General features: G+C 45.8%; 22 protein-coding genes. 2 read left to right on the top strand and 20 right to left on the bottom strand.

Annotation, left to right across the window (positions count from 1 at the left end):
* The first annotated feature begins 32 nt into the window (after positions 1-32).
* Positions 33-314 (top strand): hypothetical protein, encoded by a 282-nt coding sequence (locus tag VLG36_05850; protein HSW78295.1) that lies wholly within the window; start codon positions 33-35, stop codon positions 312-314.
* Here VLG36_05850 and sbcB read toward each other — a convergent pair.
* Positions 311-1747, bottom strand: a complete 1437-nt coding sequence (gene sbcB, locus VLG36_05845; protein HSW78294.1) for an exodeoxyribonuclease I — start codon at positions 1745-1747, stop codon at positions 311-313. The genes VLG36_05850 and sbcB overlap by 4 nt on opposite strands.
* An 86-nt stretch (positions 1748-1833) precedes the next feature.
* On the bottom strand, positions 1834-2973 hold the full coding sequence (locus VLG36_05840; protein HSW78293.1) for a histidine decarboxylase: 1140 nt from the start codon (positions 2971-2973) through the stop codon (positions 1834-1836).
* 106 nt (positions 2974-3079) lie between these two features.
* Between VLG36_05840 and VLG36_05835 the strand changes: the two genes are divergently transcribed.
* Positions 3080-4168, top strand: a complete 1089-nt coding sequence (locus tag VLG36_05835) for an ethanolamine utilization protein EutH (GenBank protein ID HSW78292.1) — start codon at positions 3080-3082, stop codon at positions 4166-4168.
* Between the two features lie 81 nt (positions 4169-4249).
* Here VLG36_05835 and obgE read toward each other — a convergent pair whose 3' ends face one another.
* From obgE to VLG36_05745, 18 genes are all read right to left on the bottom strand, one after another.
* Positions 4250-5536, bottom strand: coding sequence for a GTPase ObgE (obgE, locus tag VLG36_05830; protein HSW78291.1), 1287 nt, complete (start codon positions 5534-5536; stop codon positions 4250-4252).
* 69 nt (positions 5537-5605) lie between these two features.
* Entirely contained in the window at positions 5606-6754 is a 1149-nt protein-coding gene (locus tag VLG36_05825; GenBank protein HSW78290.1) for a CHAP domain-containing protein, read from the bottom strand.
* A 329-nt stretch (positions 6755-7083) separates the two neighbouring features.
* Positions 7084-8241 carry an endolytic transglycosylase MltG gene (gene mltG / locus VLG36_05820; protein ID HSW78289.1) on the bottom strand — a complete coding sequence of 386 codons (1158 nt, stop codon included), beginning with the start codon at positions 8239-8241 and terminating at the stop codon, positions 7084-7086.
* Positions 8241-8645, bottom strand: coding sequence for a Holliday junction resolvase RuvX (ruvX, locus tag VLG36_05815; protein ID HSW78288.1), 405 nt, complete (start codon positions 8643-8645; stop codon positions 8241-8243). Before ruvX ends, mltG begins: the two co-directional genes overlap by 1 nt.
* Complete coding sequence (locus VLG36_05810; GenBank protein HSW78287.1) at positions 8635-10284, bottom strand: hypothetical protein; 1650 nt, start codon at positions 10282-10284, stop codon at positions 8635-8637. The genes ruvX and VLG36_05810 overlap by 11 nt, the downstream gene beginning before the upstream one ends.
* 2 nt (positions 10285-10286) lie before the next feature.
* On the bottom strand, positions 10287-11552 hold the full coding sequence (locus VLG36_05805; protein HSW78286.1) for a cell division FtsA domain-containing protein: 1266 nt from the start codon (positions 11550-11552) through the stop codon (positions 10287-10289).
* Between the two features lie 136 nt (positions 11553-11688).
* Entirely contained in the window at positions 11689-13581 is a 1893-nt protein-coding gene (locus VLG36_05800; protein ID HSW78285.1) for an alanine--tRNA ligase, read from the bottom strand.
* Between the two features lie 50 nt (positions 13582-13631).
* Positions 13632-14234: a prepilin-type N-terminal cleavage/methylation domain-containing protein gene (locus VLG36_05795; protein HSW78284.1), complete on the bottom strand. Its 603-nt coding sequence runs from the start codon at positions 14232-14234 to the stop codon at positions 13632-13634.
* 43 nt (positions 14235-14277) lie between these two features.
* Positions 14278-15321, bottom strand: coding sequence for a tRNA 2-thiouridine(34) synthase MnmA (gene mnmA, locus VLG36_05790; protein HSW78283.1), 1044 nt, complete (start codon positions 15319-15321; stop codon positions 14278-14280).
* Entirely contained in the window at positions 15318-15923 is a 606-nt protein-coding gene (locus VLG36_05785) for a YdcF family protein (GenBank protein HSW78282.1), read from the bottom strand. The genes mnmA and VLG36_05785 overlap by 4 nt, the downstream gene beginning before the upstream one ends.
* Positions 15920-17077, bottom strand: coding sequence for a cysteine desulfurase family protein (locus VLG36_05780; protein HSW78281.1), 1158 nt, complete (start codon positions 17075-17077; stop codon positions 15920-15922). The genes VLG36_05785 and VLG36_05780 overlap by 4 nt, the downstream gene beginning before the upstream one ends.
* Positions 17078-17094: 17 nt before the next feature.
* Positions 17095-17526: a hypothetical protein gene (locus tag VLG36_05775; GenBank protein HSW78280.1), complete on the bottom strand. Its 432-nt coding sequence runs from the start codon at positions 17524-17526 to the stop codon at positions 17095-17097.
* Positions 17527-17533: 7 nt separating this feature from the next.
* Positions 17534-17881, bottom strand: coding sequence for a hypothetical protein (locus tag VLG36_05770; GenBank protein ID HSW78279.1), 348 nt, complete (start codon positions 17879-17881; stop codon positions 17534-17536).
* A gap of 47 nt (positions 17882-17928) precedes the next feature.
* On the bottom strand, positions 17929-18678 hold the full coding sequence (locus VLG36_05765; protein HSW78278.1) for a TatD family hydrolase: 750 nt from the start codon (positions 18676-18678) through the stop codon (positions 17929-17931).
* Between the two features lie 4 nt (positions 18679-18682).
* Positions 18683-20170: a methionine--tRNA ligase gene (metG, locus tag VLG36_05760; protein HSW78277.1), complete on the bottom strand. Its 1488-nt coding sequence runs from the start codon at positions 20168-20170 to the stop codon at positions 18683-18685.
* A gap of 34 nt (positions 20171-20204) precedes the next feature.
* On the bottom strand, positions 20205-20924 hold the full coding sequence (locus tag VLG36_05755; GenBank protein ID HSW78276.1) for a laccase domain-containing protein: 720 nt from the start codon (positions 20922-20924) through the stop codon (positions 20205-20207).
* Positions 20921-21703 carry a 16S rRNA (adenine(1518)-N(6)/adenine(1519)-N(6))-dimethyltransferase RsmA gene (gene rsmA / locus VLG36_05750; protein HSW78275.1) on the bottom strand — a complete coding sequence of 261 codons (783 nt, stop codon included), beginning with the start codon at positions 21701-21703 and terminating at the stop codon, positions 20921-20923. The genes VLG36_05755 and rsmA overlap by 4 nt, the downstream gene beginning before the upstream one ends.
* A complete protein-coding gene (locus VLG36_05745; protein ID HSW78274.1) occupies positions 21704-22867 on the bottom strand; it encodes a G5 domain-containing protein in 1164 nt (387 codons plus the stop codon).
* Positions 22868-22890 lie beyond the last annotated feature (23 nt).

The raw sequence follows: 22890 nt of genomic DNA, 5'->3' as shown, positions 1-22890 counted from the left end.
GTATAAAATAATGTTTCGTAAGAGGTGGAACCATGAAAAAAATACTGATCATCGTAGCTCTCGTTATACTCTTCGTTGTTGTGCTTTTTGAGTCCGGCATGCTTGATTCACTTGCCCTGTTTGTACTAGCCGGCATTGTACCTGGCACCAAATATGCCGTGCCGTCTACCTTTATGCTACTCCTCATGACAAGTGCCGCCTGGATTGTGATACTGAATCTTATTCCGTTCGACGCCTTCTCGAAGGTTTCACCTAAAAAGAAGACTTCTAAAACAGTTAAACAGTTACCTCGTCGTCGCTATAGTCAGCTCTAGTTCTCGCTCTCTTGGCTAGACAAATCGCTCGGAACGATACTTTCCGCCCACAGCTGAAGTTCTTGAAGCACAAATTGCTTATTCTCATCTGGATGACGCGTAGCCATAGCCTGAAGTGACGCCATGAAACGAGGTATTTTTTCGTTTATTCGTTTACCACGCCATGCTTCCCATTCAGAAGCCTCATCCTGACTAAGACTCTGTGGATAGTTTCGCGCTTTATAGTGGAGTAAGAGTGGAGCTAGTCGCTCATCGACAAAATCGGGGTGAAAATCTGCCAATGTTCGCTCATCCGCATTGCGAACTGTTTCAATTCGCAGTCGATCCCTATCGCCTACAAAGCCATCATATAACAACGCTTCTGGATCGGTAGATTTTTTAAAATCGCCCTTTGTTTCAAAAATAGACCGTATGTTCTCGGCAAAATGTGGCGCCCGTAGTAACGCCGTTTTATGTTGCTCAATCACATCTTTTGTTAGCTGAATCCTATTCCAGCCATCCTCTTGCTCAAGGACACCTAGCGGTGCCACTGTCGGTGCTCGATTATACTGCAGCTCTTTTACTGGAAGTGCTACAAAGCCTTCTTTTTGGCGCTCTTCCCATGGTGCATAGAGCTTCTTTTTTAGTTCCTCAACGCTCAAATCGATAAACGGTGTGGGGTCGTGACGAAGATCATATACCACTACATTCCCATTCTTGCCGCTGGTTAATGGAAAAGCCACGGTCGTTTTATGATAGGTGCTATCGTAACGACCACTCGTATAGACAAACGGCTTCTTGTCCTCTAAGTTAACGAGCTGTTTGATCTTGTTCTTATCACGCATATCGAACAAATATTGATAAAGCTGCGGCTGCTTCTCCTTGATAAGCTTCGTTACCGCAATTAAAGCTTCAACGTCACTCATAGCATCGTGAGCCTTAAAGTGATCAATTCCGTTCTCTTTAGTCAGAAGCTCTAAGCGGTTTGTCGCCTTACCGTCCGCCACTGGCCATTTGATGCCTTCAGGCCTGAGAGCGCGAGTCATACGCACGACATCAAGCAGGTCCCAGCGTGACCGCCCATCCTTCCAGCACCACTCATACGGATCACGAAAGTTACGCCACAAATGATAACGGATAAATTCATCATCGAAGCGAATATTGTTAAATCCTATCGTTATCGTATCCGGCGTGAATACCTCATCTATAATCAGCTGCGCAAACTCTGTCTCGGTGTATCCATCAGCCTGCGTCTCTTGCGGGGTAATGCCAGTTACCATTAATGCCTCTGGGCTTGGCAGCGTATCGTCGCTCAATTTTACGAGCATGTTGAACGGCTCACCCACCGGCTCTAAATCAAGTGTTGTACGCATTCCTGCGAACTGCATAATCTTATCTTGGCGTACATCAAGACCGCTTGTCTCTAGGTCATAAAAGAAAAAAGTCTTTGGCATATATATCTAGCATAACAAAAAACACACCTTCTAGGGTGTGTTTTCGTGTAAACTGCTATGGTGCTGGCCTAGTTGGGCTTACATTTTTAAATTGCGTCGCTTCTTGCAGATGCCTCAAGATCGCTAATAAATGCGTCAATCTTTTGTTTATTTGCATGAGGTACGGTTATAATATGTGCTTTGCCCCGAACGCGTGCTAATTGCCATTTTCGAACAATATCCTCTGCCGGCTCTTTGAAGGTAACTGTGTTTGAGAATTGATTACGATCATACGGATAGCCAATAGACCCTAGCCGTTCACACAGATAATCGGCCATTTTTAGACTTGTCGTTACCTCTTTCTCGAAGCCTTTATCGTGACCACGCGATTCTATTGCATACCACAAGTAGAGTGGCGCTTGACCGTTACGGGAACCGCCGATAGTGCTATCTAATGCACCTATGTATTCAATCGCCGTCTGGATACGTTCGACATGTTCTTTGCGCGCAACGACAATGCCACATGGATACGGTGCACCAATAAACTTATGCCCAGACACTGATACGCTGCCGATCGGTTTATCGAAGCTGATCTGCGGTGCGCCCATTTCTTTCATGAAAGGAAGCATCATACCAGATAATGCAGCATCGCAATGTATATAGAAGTCCGTACGGTTATTTTCCTCAAAAATAGCTGCAATTTTGTCGACGTTATCAATGGCGCCTGTAAATGTCGTACCTAGCGTTGCAACTACTATGGCTGGCTTGCCAGGGTTTAAATCGATGGCGTGGTGCAAGGCTTCGTAGTCAATCTCACCGTTTGTCAAAGAAGGGATAACTTGCATAGGTATACGGAGTAATCGTCCTGCTTTGGCAATGGAATAATGGGCATCAGCCGAATAGTATAGAATCGCTTCCTGATGTAATTCACGGCCTAAGAAGAGTCCGTACAGGTTACCCTCCGTACCAGAAGATGTAACATATCCCCAGGATTCGTTATCCTTGAGATCGTACATGTTAGAGAAATAAGAAATCACTTCCTTCTCAAATTCGCAGGAGTTCACACCATAGAGAAGGTCAGAATATGGATCACCTAGGTTATCAATATTATAGTCCATAAAGTCACGAAGTGGAGCATAGTCAAAGTACCCACTTTCTGGATACCCCATCAGGTTTGAGGCACGTTCATTGATGAGCTCCTTATATTTTGTAATGCGGTCTTGTATAATGTTTATGTTTTTACTCATTAGAAAATTTTATTACACCTGCTATACACCTGTCCAGATTTTTCCGGCTTTTTATAACAAAAAATTATCGTCATTAGGCTGAATCCTGATGTATAATCTAAAAGCTATGGATATAAACACCATCGTTCTTGGCATATTAAGTATCGGCATTGTTATAGGCGGAATTGACTATTGTCTTGGCAACAAGTTTGGTCTTGGAGAAGAATTTGAGAATGGACTGAAAACATTCGGCCCACTCGCCTTAGCTATGCTTGGAATTATTAGTCTCGCACCAATCTTGAGTACGATTATACGACCTATCGCAGTTCCGGTTTTGAGGGTAGTGGGGGCAGATCCGTCTATGGCTGCCGGTTTCCTAGGGGTTGATATGGGTGGATACCCTATTGCGAAATCACTCGCGCTTACGCCTACATCGGCTGCTTTTTCCGGCCTAATGGTTGCCTCAATGCTTGGTGCAACACTCGTATTTTCAATACCGGTTGCGCTCAACGTTGTCCATAAGAATGACCACTCATTCCTACTTAAGGGTCTGCTCGCTGGTCTTATTACGATTCCAGTCGGGGCGTTTGTTGGTGGTGTTGTCGCCGGCTTTCCCCTTAAGGAACTACTGCCGAACAGTATACCTCTTGTCACGCTATCGCTTGTTATCGCTTTATCTCTCCATTTCTTCTCTCGTCATACCATGAAGGCTGCTAAATACTTAGGGGAATGCATCGTCATACTAAGTGTAATAGGACTGATTATCGCATCAGTACAGCTGCTTACTGGAAAGACGCTCCTTTCTAGTATGGAGCCACTTGTTTCTGGGATAAAAATTGTTGGTGTTATATCTATCGTTCTTATGGGCGCTTTCCCTCTCGTAAAGTTACTTACACTCAAGGCAGAAAAACCACTTCAAAAAGCCGGCGCAAGGATGGGAATAAACGGTGCAAGCATGGCTGGATTATTAACGAGCACAGTAAATAATCTTCCTATGCTTCATACATTCGCAGAGATGGATGAACGGGGCAAGGTTTTAAATAGTGCGTTTATGGTAAGTGGTGCTTTCCTGATCGGGGACCATCTAGGTTTTGTCGCGAGTGTCGATCCTGCGATGATTGGTAGCGTTATGCTTGCAAAGATAACAGCGGCAGCCCTATCTATCCCTGTAGCTTTATTATTATCCCGCTCAGCAAACACGTCCATATCCAAATAACATCAGTGACAAGACTGGTGGTTTGAATTGGTCCATCTTGTTTTATCCAGTAGAAACTACTCCTCGAGCTGAGGTTGTTTTTTACTGTTCAACAAGTGGAAACGTTGTGCCACCGATCTCTATTAGACTATCACCAGCCGCACCAGAACGAGTTAATTGATGGGTAATACCTAGGCGCTGCATAATATCACGTAGACGGTTAACACCCTCGTAATTATCAAAGTTCGTACGCCTTGCAAACTTTTCGATTTTGTCACCCTTTACGATATAGTGACCTGTTTCGTGGTCTTTCTCTACCGACCAAGCTTCAGCAACTTGTTCACTATTCAGGCTAATAACGGGTAGATCCGTCTCTTCGCTCTCGATTTCACGCTCGATATCACGCGCCGTCTGAACCTTAATGCGAAGTGCACGTAAAACTTCTGTTAAACCCTTATGTGCTGTTGATGAAATTGCGAAGATCTCTGCCTTCTTGCCTGCAACACCTCTAATAGCATCTAACTGCATTTGAATAATGTCATCGTCAAGACCTTCGATCTTAGTTAAGGCAATGACCTCGGGACGCCTAGTCAGTTCCTCACTGTAGTTTGAAAGCTCTTTGCGAATAGTCTGGTAAGCCGCAGCCACATCATCCGTATAGGCATCGATAAGATGAAGGAGAACGGCCGTTCGTTCGACGTGACGTAGGAAAGCGTCGCCGAGTCCCTTGCCTTCACTTGCACCCTCAATAAGACCAGGTATATCGGCAATTAGTAAACTACCATCGTCAATATCAGCAACTCCTAGGTTTGGTGTTAGCGTCGTAAAGGCGTAGTTAGCGATTTCTGGGCGCGCATTGCTCACCACAGATAAAAAGGTAGACTTACCTGCATTCGGAAAACCGATAAGACCAACATCGGCTAATAGTTTGAGCTCAAGCTCAGCCTCAAACGTATCACCGAGTTCACCGAGTTCAGCCATTTTAGGCGTTTGGCGAACAGATGATTTAAAGTGTGCATTACCAAATCCACCGTCACCACCCTTTGCAATCACTTGCTGCTGACCATTCTTTGTAAGATCGGCAATAACCTCACCATTATGGCGAACGATTGTGCCCATAGGTACTTTGACGATCAAGTCTTCGCCAGATCTACCATAACGATTAGATTTGCTGCCATTTGTACCGGATGCAGCCTTGAGCTCCGGCTTATAACGAAAGTCGAGTAATGTGTTGAGGTTTTCAGTCGCCTCAAATATAACGTCCCCACCTTTACCACCGTTACCACCGTCAGGACCACCCTTATCTACGTAGATTTCATGACGAAAACTAACGGCGCCGTTGCCGCCCTTGCCTGCTTGAATAAAAACTTTAGCCGTATCGATAAACATTTCATTACATTATACCAAAATATCCCCTGGAAAAATAGGGGAGATTATGTTCCAATAAAGTTCTTATTTCTAATGGATGTAATTTGAGACAGAACCAGCAGGAATTGTACGACTCGTGACACGGTTAAAGTTATAGAGATAGTTCATCTCACTCACTGTAATACTTCCATCACCGTTAACAGATTCAACAATTGCAACGTGACCAGCATAACCCGCACCACCTTGATAAGCGTTCCACTGCGCAACCGCACCGACTTCAGGTGTATTGTCTACACGGTAACCAGCTGCACGTGCATAGACAGCCCAGGTCGCGGCGTTACCCCAGAAACTTCCAACAGGACTACCAAGCTGCGCACGACGCTCGTAGGCATACCAGGTACAGTTACCGAAGGCATAGCGGTTACCCGCCGAAGCACGGGCAATCTGTGCGTCGACTGTTGAGTAGCCACCACTGTATGCACCGTAACTGCTTGCCTTGCTTGGCGCAACATAACCAGGGCGCTCGTCCGTAGGTAATACACCTCCAGGAATAATAATCGTCTTACCCGTAGCAATACCAGAAAGCTCAAGGTCATTAAATGACACAACACGATCAGGGTTTGCCTGGTATTTAGCGGCAATACTCTGAACTGTATCACCGTCCTTAACGGTATAAATAATACCGTCTGTCGGAGGAATTGTTAAATTAGTACCAGCGTTAATGGCGTCCGTTGCAAGGTTATTAGCCCATTTGATCGTATCGGGTGAAATACCATACTTAAGAGCCACAGTTTGAGCTGTGTCGCCCGCCTGTGACGTATAGTGTTGCACGGTACGGCTATCAGCCGTTGGCTGCACGATTTGCGGCTTACTAATAACGTTATCACTGTTTTGTGAGAGCTGGTGCTCTGCTGCAAGTGATACGGAAAGGTTTGCTACGTTTGTTGCAATTGGCAAGTTAGCACGTTCGGCGATGTCCGCCGCGATATTCGTAGCCACTAACTGGTCAACCGAAGGCTGAGTCGTTGTCGTGGTTTGTGTTGTTGTCGTAGGAGTTGCAGCATTGGCGACACTATCCATCTTCTGTGGAGGTTGGTAACCGATTGCAACCATCGACATAATCAGCAAGAAAACGCCCGCATAAGCGGCTATCGTCGTTGATTTAGGTCCTAATTTGTGTCCGCGCGATGTCTTTTGACGACGAGCAAACACCTGTTGCTTAAGTTCAGCAGTTGTCATCTGGGCAGTGCCCGCGATGGTATCAGACCTACGAATGATCGTTCTCCTGCCTTCAGCATTACTGCAAAGGCGTCTACCTTACTCTGTCTTTCTTCTCGCATAGAACAGGATACGTGTCGACCTATTTCATTAATGATATTGGGTGAAACGTTCAATTTCGGTATCCGTAGCGACATTTGTCGGTAGGCTCATTTACGTCTCGTACTTCCCACTCGCTGATGTGGCCATATGCCGCATTAAGTAGACGGGCTCGTAAATGTGCTGATATTCATTGTATCAGCTATTGCAAAGTGTGTCAATTTATTTTATAGAATGTAAAAATGTCAAACTTAGGGAGTAGCACACTTAATTTGACAGTGGTTCGTAATGTTGGCCTGGTGCTCTGCCTCTGTAGTGGCGTAGTAGGTTGTTCCATCATCTCCACTAAGGAAGTAGAGATAGTCCCCCGAGGCAGGATTTGCGACAGCCTTAAGTGCTCCTAGACCCGGTGCTGCAATAGGGCCAGGAGGCAATCCTTTATAAATACGCGTGTTATAAGGTGAATCAAGAGTTGGAGATGGGTCCACACCTAATTTTTGTGCAGCGTAGTGATAGGTAACGTCTGACCCCAATGGTATTCCTATCTGGAGACGTTTGAGAAAAATCTGTGCAACCTGTTTTTGGTCAGTTGCATTTGACACTTCTCGCTGAACAATAGAGGCGAGCGTAATACCTTGATAAAGAGTAAGGCCTTGTTTTTGAAAGCCAGCTACCAAATCATTATCCGTAACAGCAGCATAATACTCATCAAACGTCTTTGCCAGTATTTGTTCTACAGTCGTATCGCTGTCAAAGTTATACGTTTCACCATAGATATAGCCCTCTAGATCTGCTGTCGCTGGTTTTGTAGCAAACAATGGATGATCGTATTGTTTACTGAAAGCCGCATCAACATCACTCTGCTTGTAGCCAGCCTTTACCAGAACCTGTTTATCCTCGGCAACCGTTGCGCCGGGTAGAAACGTAATATTAAACTGGTCTACTTTACCTGAAACAAGATTACTTACAATAGTCTCCGTAGATTCAGATGGTGAAATACTGTACGTACCAGCCCGCAACTGAGAACGAGCGCCCGTTAAACGAGTATAGACATCAAAGGCGACCTGGCTGCGAATCAGCTTCTTGTCCTGGAGCGCTTGAGCAATTTGCGACGGCGACTGCCCTTCTGTAATAGTAAGTCTGATACGTGACGTATCACTAGCATCAACTGCTCGGAGCGATAACTTATACCAAACTACCGAACCGCCAGCAATGAGCAGCAAAACTGCAATTATACCACCCGTAATCCAAGTCCAAAGACGTCTTTTTCTCTTAGGCACTAATGACGGAGGTGTTTGAGGTTGCGGCGCTATAGGGGCTGGCGGAGGAACGACCGGAGGGGCTACGTGCTGTATATTTTGAGGCACATGGGATGATAGAGGACGCTTTTTAGGGGGACGTATATCCATTAGTTTGCCTCCAGATAATCTTGCAATATAAGCGACGCGGCAACCGCATCAATATCACCTTTTGCATATGGCTTACCGTATGATTTAAGTTGCTGCTCAGCTAACACACTCGTAAGAGACTCGTCCTGAAATTTTAGATGCGGCACCATATCAACAAGCTGCTTAGCAAAAGCTTCAGCAAATCGGGTTTGTGCAGTTGGCTCACCAGATTGATTGCGTGGGTATCCAACAACAATCGTATCGACATCCTCGTTTACGACCAGTTGCGCGATTCGCTCCAGTTCAGTGCCATCAACCTCTAGAGTATCTATAGGCATAGCAATCCGGATTGCCGTGTTGCCAACAGCAACGCCAATTCGCTTCTCGCCTACATCGAGCGATAGAATACTCTTTTTATGACTCATTCAGATTAAATTGTACGTTTATCTTTTTTGTATCGTTTGGTGCCGTAGAGACCCAGAACGGCCAGAACTTAACATCAACGTTATCAACACCTTGAATTGATTCAATACTCGACTGAATATCGCCAAAGCGTTTGCCTTTTGCGCTGTCCTTTACGTTTTGATCGTCAATTTTTGGACCGATTTTAGCAGTAGCCACTAAGTTGACGGTATATCCTGTCGTACTTGCTGCTACGTTCGTGAATGTCACTTTAGACGCACCGTTATCATACACACGACGATCACCCAGTCCCTGGATTTGTTGACTAAAGTAATCATCAAGATAGTGACTCACGTCTGCCTTAGCGACTGCAGTTAGGCTATAGGTTACCGTCGTCGTAAGAGACGCCTTACTACCCGCTGGAACTTCTTGATCAACTCCAGGCGTTACTTGAGGCTTACCGGTATCTGTTTTAAATGTCTGGTCAAGCACAATGAAGGTATCGTTAAACTTAGCCGCCAGTTGTTTTTTGATATCATCGGTATTTTGTTGAGCCAGTTGAGCCACTGCTTTTTGCACGTCGTCATTTGTAACTACTGTAATAGTTTTACTCGTACCGCCCGCCATGTCGCTGCCCTGAGCAGAGATGCCGCTTACACTCGACTGGTAGCTTCGTGCAGAGAGATTATAATCCTCGCCAACATCAGAAGCCTGAACGCTAATAGTCGCTGAATCTTGCACGACACCGTTTGGCCCTATGGTTGTGCCGCCAAGCGTAGCTGCCTGCGTACTAGCAAAAACATGGTTATCATTACTTGTAAACGTCGTTCCGACGGGGACACTTATCGGAGTGCTTGATATAGAGGTGCGAGTAACAGTCATAGAACCAGTAGCTTTGGTGCCAACTTGCTTGCTACCTGTCGGCGTCACGTCGACGGTTGAGCTCTTTGGAATCTGTTGTGTAGTCGTCTTGAGCGTACCAGCAGACATGCTAGTTGCAGCCGCATCAGCAAGAGACACCTTAGCGTTAGCCGAAGAGTCGGTTGTACGCGCCGTAATAATAACTGTTGCAGAGGGTGCAAAAAAGATCGCCCAGACAAGAAACCCGATTAGCAGTACACCACCACCGATGGCAAAAATCATCCGTTTACGAAACTTATTGAAGTTAGGGACTTTTGCCTTTGGTTTCTTAAGTGCTTGACCTGCAAGCGGTGGCGTTGCGCGTGGTCGCTCTTCGGCTGCATTTTCTTTGATCGCTTCGAGTTCTGGTGAAGATAGTGCAGCCGCGCCTAGTGCACTTTTATCAGCTATCCTTGCCAGTTCGCCGACCGGAAGTTGAGAGCCGTCAATGATATCATCGTCATCATCAACACTGAGAGCCGAAATTTCAGCCAGTTCTGGTTTACTCTGAAGGTTTTTTGCGACTGGTACTTTCGCTGCGGCCGCTAGCGCTGTAAGAGCCGAGTTATTGCTAATAAGCACCAAGTGTTTATCATGTTGTGATGCTGCTCGCTGCAAAAGTCTTAGGTTAACTGCACTTTGCAATATACCAATACGCTTTGGTGGAACCAAGGCAACGATTTTTTCTTTAGAATCTTTCACTTTGCCAATAATAGCCGTGATATCATCTTCAACATCGATATAAATGACGTCTTTGTTCATAGTTAAATGCGAAGGATCCGGTTAAGTTTGTCTTTTATGGTATCCGTGTCGCTGCTCCCTATCATTGTATCATAGCCAACCCTGAGAAGTCCCATAGCTGTAATGAAAGTGTGATCACTTGCAGCCCCTGTCGCGTCGTGGATTCCAATTACCTCGCTTGGATCAATTCGCTGGACGGTCGGACGTTTTGTAAACGGCAACTCCTTATACCAATCACGCTCAGACAGAGCGTCAACCAGCATAGTAAGACTAGCGCCACCCCCACATAAGAGAATGCGATTCGGTAAGTGGTCGACTGAATCAAACTCACCTAGAGCAAGCTCCACGCCCGCAAGCCACACATCTAGTGTCTTATCAATTGCTTTTTCGGCGTCTTTCTTAACACTCGCTTTAATCTGATTATTCTCTATGTTAACCTTCAACTTCTCAGCATCAGCATAGCTGAGGTCCATTTCACTTGCGATTGTACGCGTAAAGCTACGACCGCCAATGCCAAACATCCTAGTGCCTTCGACACCACCATCATTTACAACAGCAATGTCAGTCGTGCCGCCACCAATGTCAGCTAGGATAGCTGTGAAGGTGCTACTTGCGTCCGTACCAAGCACACTTCGGCTTACTGCAAACGGCTCTGCGGCGACAGCCACGAGTTCCAGCGCTAACTCGTCCGCAACACGTTCAAGTGCACCGATATGAACCATTGGAGCGAATGCTGTGTAAATTTGAACAGCAATATCGCGACCCTGAAAGCCAATTGGGTTGGAGATCTTATAGCCATCAATATGAATGCTCACGAGCGCACTGTTAACGAGCTTCACCTCAACTTCTTCGTTGCCTGTCTCAAGTGCAATCTGACGCTGTGCCTTACCTTGCGCACGCTCTTGAACCTTCTCAATAATAAATTCCATTTCCGCAGTATCAAGTGGACGATCTGGTTGTGGCCGGCGGTAGCGAATGGTATTTGTTACACCTTTGACAAGCTCACCAGCAATACCGATGACGACGCGCTTTGCCTGAAGACCTGCTTGATCTTCCGCTTCTGAGAGCGCTTCTTCACAGTTACGAACGACGCCCGAAATATCTGCTATTGCACCGGAGTGCATATCACTAAGATCTTGACGGGCACGCCCAACACCGACTATCTCAAGTGTGTCATCTTTCATTTTTGCAATCAGGGCTTTTACGAATTCCGTACCAATATCAAGCGCAACGACATAATCGTTGTCTAACTTCTGTTGTGTTTTTTGACGCAATTTTTCGAAAACCATAATTAGTATCATTATATACCACTTAGCATAAGAATAAAGCTTCAGCGACTGTTTATTTTCTGTTTTTAGAGGTGTTGAACATAAAACAGCTCCGTCATTGAAAGACAGAGCTGTTTAAAGTAGTTACTTAAACTAGTTACACAAGAATAGCTTTGATACGACGAATTCCAGCCGAGCTCGACTCTTCTTTGGTGATCTTAAACACCTTACCACCTTCAGCCAACTGGCCAGTGTGGTCGACGTGAGGACCGCCGCAAATTTCGAGGCTGGCAATATGGTCGCCTTCACCCATTTGATACACCTTAACCGTATCGTCGTAGCGCTCACCAAACGGACCGATTGCACCCATATCGAGTGCTTCTTGAGTTGGATAGAGCTTGAATGTTACGAGTAGGTCCTCTTTAATCCAACCATTTACCAACTCTTCGGCTTTTGCAATCTCTTCAGGAGTCATCTTGTGGTCGAGGTTAAAGTCAAACCGCAAACGCTCTTCGGTAATGTTACTGCCGTGTTGGCGAAGTTCAGAACCAAACAACTGGCGAAGTGCGGACTGCAGTAAGTGTGTTGCCGTGTGGTATTTTTTGTGAATATCGGTCTGACCGCCAAGACCGCCCTTAAATGTACCCTTGGTTGCTGTTTGCGATCGAGCTCGTTGTTCAGCCATTTTATCGTTGAACTCTTGACGCCAATTCTCTGACAACACAATGTCCTGCTTAAAAGCCTCTTCGGTCGAAAGTTCTACAGGAAAACCAAACGTATCATATAACATAAAGAGTTCTGCACCAGTTAGGCCATCCTTAGCAAACTTTTCAAGTTGCTTTAGACCCTTGCGTAATGTCTGGCGGAAAACCTTCTCCTCTTTTACAAGTGTCGCAACAACATCCTCGCGTTTAGCGGCAACCTCGGGGTAATCTGCATGGTACAAATCAGCAATAACAGGAACTACTTCCTCAAAGAAATTCTGTTCAATACCAAGATCAAACGCAAAACGGATGGCGCGACGAAGCAAGCGACGCATTACGTAACCTTGCTCCTTGTTTGCTGGTACACAGCCATCCACTGCAAGGAACGTCGCACCGCGTAAGTGATCAGCGATAACCCGCATGCTTTCAGTATGACTATCATATTTTTTGCCACTAAGCATCTGCAACTTATCAATAATTGGCCACATAAGACTGATTTTAAAGACATCGGGGCTGTCGATGGCAGCCGCTGCGATTCGCTCGAGACCAGATCCTTGGTCTACGTTACGATTTGGCAGCTTTTCAAAACCCTCACCACGGCGTACATATTCCATGAAGACATTGTTGCCAATCTCCATAAACCTGCCACAATCACAGTTTGGGTGACAGAACTCGCCATACTTCTTTTTCTCAGCATCAGTATGATCAGAATCGTCAAAACGATAGAACATTTCACTACTTGGACCGCCAGGCTCACCCTCTGGCATACCTGCAATACCCTTGCCGCGCCACCACCAGTTTTTAAACGCGTCATAAAAGAATATCCGCTCGCCAGGCTTCATTCCTCTGGCATAACCATCTTCTTCCGAACCAAGGTCTGCCATAAGCGCCTCAATACCACGATCGGCAAATATCTTTTTTAGTAATTCAGCACTTTCGTTATCCCTTGGAATATTAAACTCTTCATTACCAATAAAACAGGTTGCATACACCTTGTTGATGTCCAGTTTAACGACGTCGAGCAAGAACTCATACATCCAGGGCAGCTGGTCTGCTTTAAAGTAATCACCAAGCGACCAGTTTCCAAGCATCTCAAAAAATACGGTGTGTCGATTATCGCCTACATCCTCAATATCCTGAGCGCGAAGACAGGGCTGGCTGTCAACGAGACGAACACCGTCGGGATGAGCTTCGCCAAGCAAATATGGCATAAGCGGCTGCATACCACTGCCTGTAAATAGCGTCGTCGGGTCGTCTTTTAGCATCAAGGCCGCGCGCTCTATAACAGTGTGATGGTGATCTTTGTAGTACTGTAGGTAGGCGTTGCGGATATCTTGTGCATTCATAACTGCCATTATAACAGAGGTGCGGAGATTAACAAACTATAAATAAGTTACTAGTATGCGGCCCAGTTAAGCCAGCCAGCGTTCAGATCAGTTGTTGTTGCTGCGCGTTTATAGGCCCAAAAGTGCGCATAGCCAGGGTCGGTTGAGGCAATGCCTACATACGGACATTCCGTTCCGTCCACGCCCACAAAAGCTTGTGTTGCCTGTGTTATCGATGAATTCGAGGACGTGTAGTACCATGTGTTGCCAGATTGCGATAATGCGACAATGCCAAATTCAGGATCCGCTCCACCGCTACGAACGCAGACGAGCAAATTACGGAAATACGTATCGTTAGGGTTAGAATCGTCCGTCATACTGTAACCATCGTGCGATATTTTTGGAACAGCTGCCGTTACAACATTGCCGGAACTGTCAGTTAACGTACTGAGAATTGTATCTGTCGTTGGATAAGAGCCAGTTGCTGCCTTAAAGCTTTTAAGTCCCGATGCGATACTTCGAAGATCCGCTTGAACAGAGGTGTCAAATGATTTATTTTTTACGCCTGCGTACGTCGCAAGAGTGATAGCAGCCAAAATGCCGATCACTACAATAACGACAACCAATTCGATGATAGTAAATCCATTTTGCGCCCACGCTTTTTGTTGTGCCATCTTGTTTATGGTTATACCACAAATCACCGCTCACAAACAACGGTTAAAAGGAGACTATTCCGCCACCGAGGCAAATTGGCCCGTCGTAAACAACAACTGACTGACCAGCGGTAACCGCGCGCTCAGGATCAACGAGGCTAAGAATAGCAGCGCCATCTAGCCCCAATACAAGACGCGCTTTTATCAGCGGGGCACGATGACGAACCCGAATCTCGTATTCGCCATCCATAGGTTTATCGTTGATCCAGTGAATATTTGCGAGAGTAATCTCTTTTTTCCAAAGCGTCTCATCGCTAAGGTCAGTCGTAACATAGACCTCGTTCTTGTCCATGTTCTTGGCTACAACATAATACGGCAAACCACCGCCAAGTTCTAAACCGTGACGTTGGCCTAGCGTGTAGAAAATCGCACCGTCGTGCATGCCTAGTTTTTTACCCGTTTTTTTGTCAATAATAGCGCCTGGTTTTTGTTCAACATATTGACTCAAAAATTCACGGATACCAATTTTTCCTACAAAACAAATACCTTGACTATCTTTTTTTGCAGCCGTAAATAGACTGCGTTCTTTGGCCATCTCTCGAACCTCAGGCTTTGTATAACCACCCAATGGAAAGAGTGTTTTCTGTAATGCGTCGCCAGTAACTCGATACAAAAAGTACGTTTGATCTTTATTATCATCAATAGCACGTTTTAATATGCCATCCTCAACTTGTGCATAATGTCCTGTCGCAATCATATCTGCGCCATCTTCAAGCGCAGTCTCCAGAAATAGTTTAAACTTTACCTCTTGATTGCACATAACATCAGGATTTGGAGTGCGACCGAGTTTATATTCTTCGATCATGTAATCTACGACTTTGTGTTTGTACTCGTTTTCGAAGTCAAATACCTTAAAGTCGATACCGAGCTGCACCGCCACGCGTTTTGCGTCAGCTAAATCATCCGCCCAAGGGCAACGCATGCCAGGTAAATCTTGTGTCCAGTTTTTCATATAGACACCCGTCACGTCATAGCCCTGTTCAACCAAAAGTGCCGCCGTCAGGCTACTGTCGACACCACCGCTCATTCCTACATATACTTTTGTCATCGTGTTACACCTACATAAAACAATATAATTTTCACAAATTCCCCTACTGCTAAATACCAACCGACAGGTGTCAACCACCAAAAAGCCGACCATTGATCGTCATGCGCTACAGGATGATCTCGGACAAGCACACTCGCTGAACGAGTACTAAATTCAAGGCCTGCACGACGCTCATGATATCCGGATGTTACCAGAATAACCGACTTAATGCCATTTTGCTCGAATAAGCTTTGGGTATTTTCTGCATTTTGCTTAGTCGTCGTACTATACTCTTCAACCAAAATATTTTGTTCTGGTACGCCAGCCGCCAAAGCTTCTCGTCGCATAACCGCAGCATTACTTGGACCCGATTTGTCTTCAGCTGCACCTGAAAAAATGAGCTTTGGCGCCCATCCATTTTGATATAGTTTTATTGCTTCATCCGTTCGGGCTAACGTATCACCACCACTAACCGCAACGATCGCGTCTGCCGGAGCGCACGCACTATTTGTAGCGACTGGCTCATTACCACAACTTGAAAGATCATCCGGACCAAGATATACGGTTAAGCCAACAATAATGATAATCAGCGCTGCGGCAGCACTTATAAGTGCCTTGATCATACAGCTATCCGTTTTCGTTCTCTGGTTATTTCTTCAATAATAATCTCTGCAGCCTGACGTACATTTTCCTCAGTCGAAAGATGTCCAAGCGTAAGGCGTAAGCTGCCATCGGCAATTTCAGGGGCAAGTCCAATTGCCGTTAGAACATGTGAGCGAGTTCCTTTGTTTGCGGCACAGGCACTGCCCGTCGCCACCAAAACACCTCGCATCTCCAACGCAAAGACGAGCCGCTCGGCATCAATGCCAGGAAATGAAATGTGAAGATGTCCAGGTAGGCGTTTTTTCTCATTACCCGAAATAATTGCATCAGAGAATGCACTTGTTAGCTGTTTTTGGAGTTCATCGCGTAGACCTCGAAGTCGCTCGGATTCGAATTTACGGTGTCTTTCAGCAAGCTCCATGGCACCTGCAAAACCAATCACTCCCGCGATATTTTCAGTACCACTTCTTAAGCCTCGCTCTTGACCACCACCAACAATTTGTGGAGTTAAACGGACATGGCTTGCGGCCCATAATAAGCCCACCTGCTTTGGACCATACACCTTGCCAGCGTTGAGTGTTAAAAGATCAACACCAAGTCGAGCTACATGGATATCAATCTGACCCGCACCCTGCGAGGCATCACTATGGAGGTAGATGGGAGTCATGTCCTCTCGCGACAGGCGCGCCTCTCGTTCCTGTCGAATGACAGTAGCAATATCACGAAGCGGTTGGATCGTACCAAGCTCATTGTTGGCAAGTGCAATACTCACCAGCTGTGTGCTCGGGCGAATTGCCTTCTTCACAGCTTCTGCCGAAATAAAGCCACGAGCATCAGCAGCAACAAGCGTATGGTCACGTAGTTTAGCGGCTTCAAGGACGGCATGGTGTTCTATATTTGCCGTCACCATATGTCCACCAATACTTGCAAATGCTAAGTTGATAGATTCGGTCGCACCGGCTGTCATAACTAGTTCGTCAGATTTGGCACCAATGCTACTGGCAATTGTTTGCTTAGCTGCGTCGTAGTCGCGTCGTACAGCAAGCGCTGGAGCATAAGGACTAGAAGGATTATAGAAAAGCTCACTAAAGTAAGGCTGCATACGACGAAAGACACGCTCATCGAGGGGCGTGGCAGCAGCATGATCAAGATAAATAACCTCTTTGATACTCACTCCTTTTAGTATACCAGCTAGGCGAGTTTTTGACCTGTGTGAGGGTCGCGTTTGTATACCCCGCGAGCCACTTGTTCATAGTACATACCCACTGCAGCCACGAGATTATCAAGCTCAGGACCTTCCAAAAAAGAATAGCGTGCACCCTCCTGTACTTTCAAAATGCCGTTAGCATGCACTTCATAACGAACGGTTGTGTTTGCTCGTTTGCTTGTCTTAGGATCGATCCATTCTTCATACCAAATCCATGTTTTTTCATCCAGGCAAAAGAACTCGCGTCGATGGCCCTTTGGAATTTCACCAAAAAGCTTAGAGCCAATTTCGCTTTCAAGCTGAATAAGCTCACGCTCAGTGAGTTTCTTAAGCGGCCGGTTCTTAGGCATCTTAAAGGTGGTTGTCGTATCACCTCCAGTGAGGAGACTGAGGGCTTTTTTAAATATGGTCGGCATATAAGGTTTATACTCCTAAAAGTTCAGAGTCGTTATTGGATTGCATTTCAGCTTCCCATGCACGGAAATCAGGGGATGAAAGATCTACTGGAGTATCGAGATGTTGCTGACGCATCTGTTTAAGGTTGTGACTTACCTGGCCAACCCACTCTGAAGGTGTAGGCGCACGCTCAGGTTGCTGCTTGCCATTTAACCGGTCGAGTGCCTGGCGCTCAAATTCCTGACGACGTCTCAAAACTTGCAACTCTTCAAGAGTCATAAGATCTGGATTGGCCGCATGAATCTCTAACGTATCACCATCATCAAAACGGGTGCCTGGGTTGTGTTCGTAGTTGGGAGTTAGCTGTTCATTCATCACAATCCACCTCGGATTAAACTTAGTGATTTTTGACAGTGTTTGTTTTAAGAAAGATTAAAAAGCGTTTGTGCATTTGCCGTAGTGATAGCCGCGATTCGCTCGGGTGAAACACTACGTACACCAGCATGAAACGTCGCAATTTGTTTCACGAACGCTGGTTCATTCACTTTACCACGAAATGGCGCAGGAGTCAAGAAAGGTGCGTCCGTTTCAAATAGCATTCTCTCGAGAGGAATGTGTGCAAACATCACTTGCTGTGCTTCGCTCTTTGTGAACGTACTAATACCGTTCACGCCGATAAAGAGTCCGCGCGCTAGACCTGCTTCCATATTAACCGTCGTATCTGTAAAACTATGCAATTCACCGCGGATACCGTGAAAATTGTCAAAGACGGGCCAAAAATCGTCAAATGCCTCGCGGACATGAAAAATAATCGGCAAATTTGCCTTTAATGCCATATCTATTTGGGCTTCAAGGGCAGCTATCTGCACTTTTTTGGGACTATGTGTGTAAAAATAGTCCAGACCAATCTCACCCACACCAACGAGTTTTGGAGACTCCACTAAAGAGAGAATCTTTTCCCAACCATCTTTTGTCTCATGCGGATGCACACCAATAGACGAATAAATACCTTCGTGCTTTTGAGCAAACATAACCGCTTCTTCCGAGCTTTGCTCGTTTGTACCCACACATATCATTTTCATCACGCCCGCCTGATGTGCGTTTTTTATCGTTTCTTCAGCATCAAGCGGGTATGACTGCTCGTGAATATGACAGTGCGTATCGACTAGCATGGCTTTATTTTTGTTCGCGCGGGTTAGGAGTGTGGAGGTAAATTTTAGGGAATATACCACCTTCACGTGCAATAGGAACAACCACGCCACTCTCAAACGTTTTACGAATAGTTTCAGCAGTCGATGGCAAGAATGGTACTAATAGATCACTGATTTGCAGTAATGTATTTACCGCGTGTCCAAGCACTTCACCAAGATGAGCCTCAGCGTCCGGCTCCGATTCACGTTTTTTAGCAATTTCCCACGGTTTCACACTTTCAAGATATTGATTCAGCGACCTAACCATTAGCCACGTTTCATCAAGTGCACGATCGAACCGTAAATCGCTAATTGCTTGGCGGTATGGTTGCATGTCATGTTCGCCGTTGGGAGTTTCACCGACAACACCCGCTTGGTAACGTGTCACCATGCTTGCAACGCGGGAAACAACGTTTCCAAGATCATTGCCAAGCTCATTATTGTAGGCGTTTTCAAATTTTTCCCAGGTGAAGTCACCGTCGTCCTGTGTCGGAATATGTCGTGTGAAGAAATAGCGGAACGCATCGACGCCATAGTTGTCGATAATCTCGTTAGGGTCAACGACGTTGCCAACTGACTTGCTCATTTTAGCGCCGCCAACGTTCACATGACCGTGGACTAGAAGTTTCTTAGGAAGAGGCAAATCAAGACCCAGTAACATTGCCGGCCAGATACCAGCATGGAAACGCAAAATATCCTTACCAACAACTTGTATATCTGCAGGCCAATATTCCTGCCAGCCCTCTTGGTCTGGATAACCAAGCACCGTGATGTAGTTGGCGAGGGCATCAAGCCATACGTACATCACCTGATCGTGATCACCAGGTACAGGAACACCCCAACTGAGATTTTTACGTGGACGTGAAATACTCACATCTTGAAGACCATTCTTAATAAGTTCCAAAAACTCGTTCTTACGCGTTTCTGGCACAATCTGCATGCGATCAGTTTCGATAGCTTCGCGGATTTGATCAGTAAATGCACTTGTCTTTAGATAGTAGTTTTCTTCACTTACTTTTTCGTAAGGTTTTTGATGATCAGGGCAAATACCGTTGGTTTCCGCTACCTCTTTCTCGGTAAAGAAAGCCTCATGACCCACGCAGTACCAACCATCATAACTACCTTTATAGATATACGGTTGAAGTTTTTGCCAGATGTACTGTACAGCACCTTCATGGTGAGCGTCAGTCGTACGAATGAAGTCGGTATACTGAGCATCCATCTTTTTCATAAGCAGCTCAAAGTTACCGTACATTTTATCGGTATACTCTTTTGGCGTCATGCCAGCTTCAGCGGCTTTTGCAGCGATTTTATTTCCGTGTTCGTCGGTTCCTACCTGAAAACGAACCTCGTGTCCGTTCTGTTTTTGGTAGCGTGTCCAAATATCAGCATAAAGATAGTCAAGGGCATTACCGATGTGCGGCGTGCCGTTAACATAGGGGATTGCAGTCGTAATATATAGTTTTTTACCCATAGTCACTCTCTAGTGTAACAGATTAGTAGTATTGCTAAAAAGCAGGCTCACCCTGCTCGCACATTTCAGCAACAATCGCAAAACGTCCCTGGTCATCATTACCTTTTAGATATTCGCTATGCGAATAGTAATTGCTACTTGTTGCCGTATCAATATGACTGTTTTCAATATGAGACATAGAGACACCGACCCCAACTAATTGCCGTGCGATAACCTCGTGCAAGCTCTCACCCTTGAATTTATGTAGTGGATATGACGCCTTGCCAACGCCTGGGCTCAGCCATATTTTTAGTGTCGCAGGGTCTGTGCCATACTGCTCGGCTAAAAATTCCACACTGCGGCGAGCGCCCTCAATCTCAGCACTGTGCCTACCAATATGTGAAACCATCAACACGTGATGATCATCATCGTATAGTACCACCCCTACACAATCTGCAAGGGGCAAAAATAATGCATGCCCAGGTTGTTCTACTACAAGCGCATCGGCATGTTCGACGTTTTCCATTGTACGCATGCCGATCGTTTTCTCACTTGGTTTTGCTATACGGTACTTTGCAAAGTCATCGGTCGCATATGTAATACCCACAAGAGTCGCATGATCAATAGAGATTCCGACCTTATCCAAAAACAGACGGCGATTTTTTTCAACTTCGCCGTCGTCTCCAATGCCATATTTCATGTTGCCATCATCTTTAGATGAAATGGCCGCTTTTACGGCAGAACCAAAAATGGTCGGCTGGTCAGACGCAATCATACCTCTAGGATACCTGATTCTAATAGAGTATGCCACTGTTCTATCGAGAGATCCTCCGCACGTGAGTCAGGTGTAATACTAGCTTTAATCAAAAAATCAGCTGCTTGGTCCTTAGAAATTCCGAGTCCACCAGACAGACTACCACGAAGCTTTTTACGTTTTGCAGAAAAACCAGCTTTTACGAGACGGAAGAAATCTTTCTCATCCATATCATCTACCAAGGGTTGGGCACGTGCACGTAAAATCACAACGGCTGAATCCACCTTTGGTGGTGGTGTAAATAATGCAGCCGGGACAGTATCGCCAAGTTCCACCTCTGCAAAAACCTGTGCACTAATTGCCAAAATGCTCATATCTCCCGCACGCGCCGCAAGACGCTCGGCAACCTCTTTCTGTACTAAAAGCACAACCGTAGATGGTTTATTTTTAGCCGTCATCAAAAGTTTTACAATTTTGCTCGTAATATAATACGGCACATTTGCCACTACCTTATATCCTGAGGGTAGGCTCGAAAGATCAAATGTCAGAATGTCCTGATTAATAATAGTGAGATTTTTACCCGGAAATTGACCAGGTAATTTACGTGCAAGCTCGCTATCAAATTCTACAGCCACAACGCTGCCCGCTTGTCGCAGGAGTTCACTCGTAAGCGTCCCGAGACCTGGACCGATCTCTAAAACAGTATCGCTCTGCGAGATATCAGCAGCATCGGCAATGTATGCAAGTGTATCGCGATCGCGAAGCCAGTGTTGACCCAGAGCTTTGTTAGGTGCTGCCATTTACCTATATATATCCTGAAGGCCCTGGCTATTTGAGCATGCAGGCCATGGCTGCCAACCCCTCGACTGATAGGTTTGCCATGCACGCTCATCCTGCACTGCTGCTGGTGCATCACTAGGTATTTGGAACCCTTGATAGCCGCCCCAGGTTGAGATGTTATATTGGTATGCACCATAATACCCATTGCCTGAGTTTCGACTATACGATCCGCCCGCCTCACAGCCACGTAAGCGCACAAGCGCTTCCCCAAAGCTACCGCTGAACGTATTCGTCATCTTAATACCAACTATCTCAACTTGTTGGGCTGGCTGTTGTGTTATAACAGATTGGATTTCGGTGCGGCTTACTTCTTGACCATTCTGCATATTGACTTCATATGTCACTAATTTTTTGCCAGGTGTTCCTGGAGTTTGAATCTTCTTATAACCAACCGGCTGATCAGCATCTTTATTCTGTTGAATTGAAAAATCAATAGCTTGTTCTTCGGTAATCGTCTGCTTACCATTACGCCAAATCTGTACAGTCATACCAGCAGTGATTGGTGTAGTTTGAGACAACGATAGGCCATCATTCGGGCCAAGGGTAATTCCCTTTTCCTTAAGAAGTTCCGCAATAGTTTTCGCTTGAGTATAGGCAGTTACGGTTTTACCGTAGAGATTGAACGTAAACGCCGTTGCCCGGTCGATAGTCAGTTGGACACCTGCGTTTCCGCCAACAATATCGGCATCTTGAGTCATAGATGTTCGATCTTCATCGTGCAGTGTCATACCTGCATGCTCAACTATCTGCTTGGCCGTCTGATACGCGGAAAGCACACGCAGATGTGTGGATCCGTCAACAATAGTTACAGGCCGTGCACGATATATATTTACCTCGTAGCTACTGCCAACAAGCTCGTCATCAAGCCCAGGCTCAACGAGATCGTTCGGATCAATATAGATGTGAGCACCCTGAAGCGCTTTGCGTACACTTGTGGTACGAGTCAGAAAACTCTTGTCTTCACCCCTATCATGAAGGGTGATGAGCCGTTGGCCACTGACAGGTTGCAATGAGTCTGCTTGGGCGCGAGATGCATATGAAACACCAATAAATAGCGTGACAAAAAGAACACCGGCCATAAGAATGCCGCGTGGGACCGTTTGTTTTCGGAGTATACTCTTCATAGATTTTAGAAACACCTCCGCCG

The sequence above is a fragment of the Candidatus Chromulinivoraceae bacterium genome (genome assembly GCA_035478595.1).
Lineage (GTDB): Bacteria > Patescibacteriota > Saccharimonadia > Saccharimonadales > Saccharimonadaceae > CAMLKC01.
Note: the sequence above shows the minus strand (reverse complement) of the source record. Positions and strands in the feature narration are given on the sequence as shown.

Coding starts and splice junctions, on each gene's coding strand:
- VLG36_05755 (HSW78276.1), bottom strand. CDS start 20,924: ATGATTGCGTCTGACCAGCCGACCATTTTTGGTTCTGCCGTAAAAGCG.
- mnmA (HSW78283.1), bottom strand. CDS start 15,321: ATGACAAAAGTATATGTAGGAATGAGCGGTGGTGTCGACAGTAGCCTG.
- rsmA (HSW78275.1), bottom strand. CDS start 21,703: ATGGCAGCACCTAACAAAGCTCTGGGTCAACACTGGCTTCGCGATCGC.
- sbcB (HSW78294.1), bottom strand. CDS start 1,747: ATGCCAAAGACTTTTTTCTTTTATGACCTAGAGACAAGCGGTCTTGAT.
- VLG36_05765 (HSW78278.1), bottom strand. CDS start 18,678: ATGCTAGTCGATACGCACTGTCATATTCACGAGCAGTCATACCCGCTT.
- VLG36_05800 (HSW78285.1), bottom strand. CDS start 13,581: ATGAATGCACAAGATATCCGCAACGCCTACCTACAGTACTACAAAGAT.
- ruvX (HSW78288.1), bottom strand. CDS start 8,645: ATGAGTCATAAAAAGAGTATTCTATCGCTCGATGTAGGCGAGAAGCGA.
- mltG (HSW78289.1), bottom strand. CDS start 8,241: ATGGATATACGTCCCCCTAAAAAGCGTCCTCTATCATCCCATGTGCCT.
- VLG36_05785 (HSW78282.1), bottom strand. CDS start 15,923: ATGATCAAGGCACTTATAAGTGCTGCCGCAGCGCTGATTATCATTATT.
- VLG36_05840 (HSW78293.1), bottom strand. CDS start 2,973: ATGAGTAAAAACATAAACATTATACAAGACCGCATTACAAAATATAAG.
- VLG36_05825 (HSW78290.1), bottom strand. CDS start 6,754: ATGACAACTGCTGAACTTAAGCAACAGGTGTTTGCTCGTCGTCAAAAG.
- metG (HSW78277.1), bottom strand. CDS start 20,170: ATGGGTAAAAAACTATATATTACGACTGCAATCCCCTATGTTAACGGC.
- obgE (HSW78291.1), bottom strand. CDS start 5,536: ATGTTTATCGATACGGCTAAAGTTTTTATTCAAGCAGGCAAGGGCGGC.
- VLG36_05775 (HSW78280.1), bottom strand. CDS start 17,526: ATGCCGACCATATTTAAAAAAGCCCTCAGTCTCCTCACTGGAGGTGAT.
- VLG36_05795 (HSW78284.1), bottom strand. CDS start 14,234: ATGGCACAACAAAAAGCGTGGGCGCAAAATGGATTTACTATCATCGAA.
- VLG36_05745 (HSW78274.1), bottom strand. CDS start 22,867: ATGAAGAGTATACTCCGAAAACAAACGGTCCCACGCGGCATTCTTATG.
- VLG36_05810 (HSW78287.1), bottom strand. CDS start 10,284: ATGAACAAAGACGTCATTTATATCGATGTTGAAGATGATATCACGGCT.
- VLG36_05850 (HSW78295.1), top strand. CDS start 33: ATGAAAAAAATACTGATCATCGTAGCTCTCGTTATACTCTTCGTTGTT.
- VLG36_05805 (HSW78286.1), bottom strand. CDS start 11,552: ATGGTTTTCGAAAAATTGCGTCAAAAAACACAACAGAAGTTAGACAAC.
- VLG36_05770 (HSW78279.1), bottom strand. CDS start 17,881: ATGAATGAACAGCTAACTCCCAACTACGAACACAACCCAGGCACCCGT.
- VLG36_05835 (HSW78292.1), top strand. CDS start 3,080: ATGGATATAAACACCATCGTTCTTGGCATATTAAGTATCGGCATTGTT.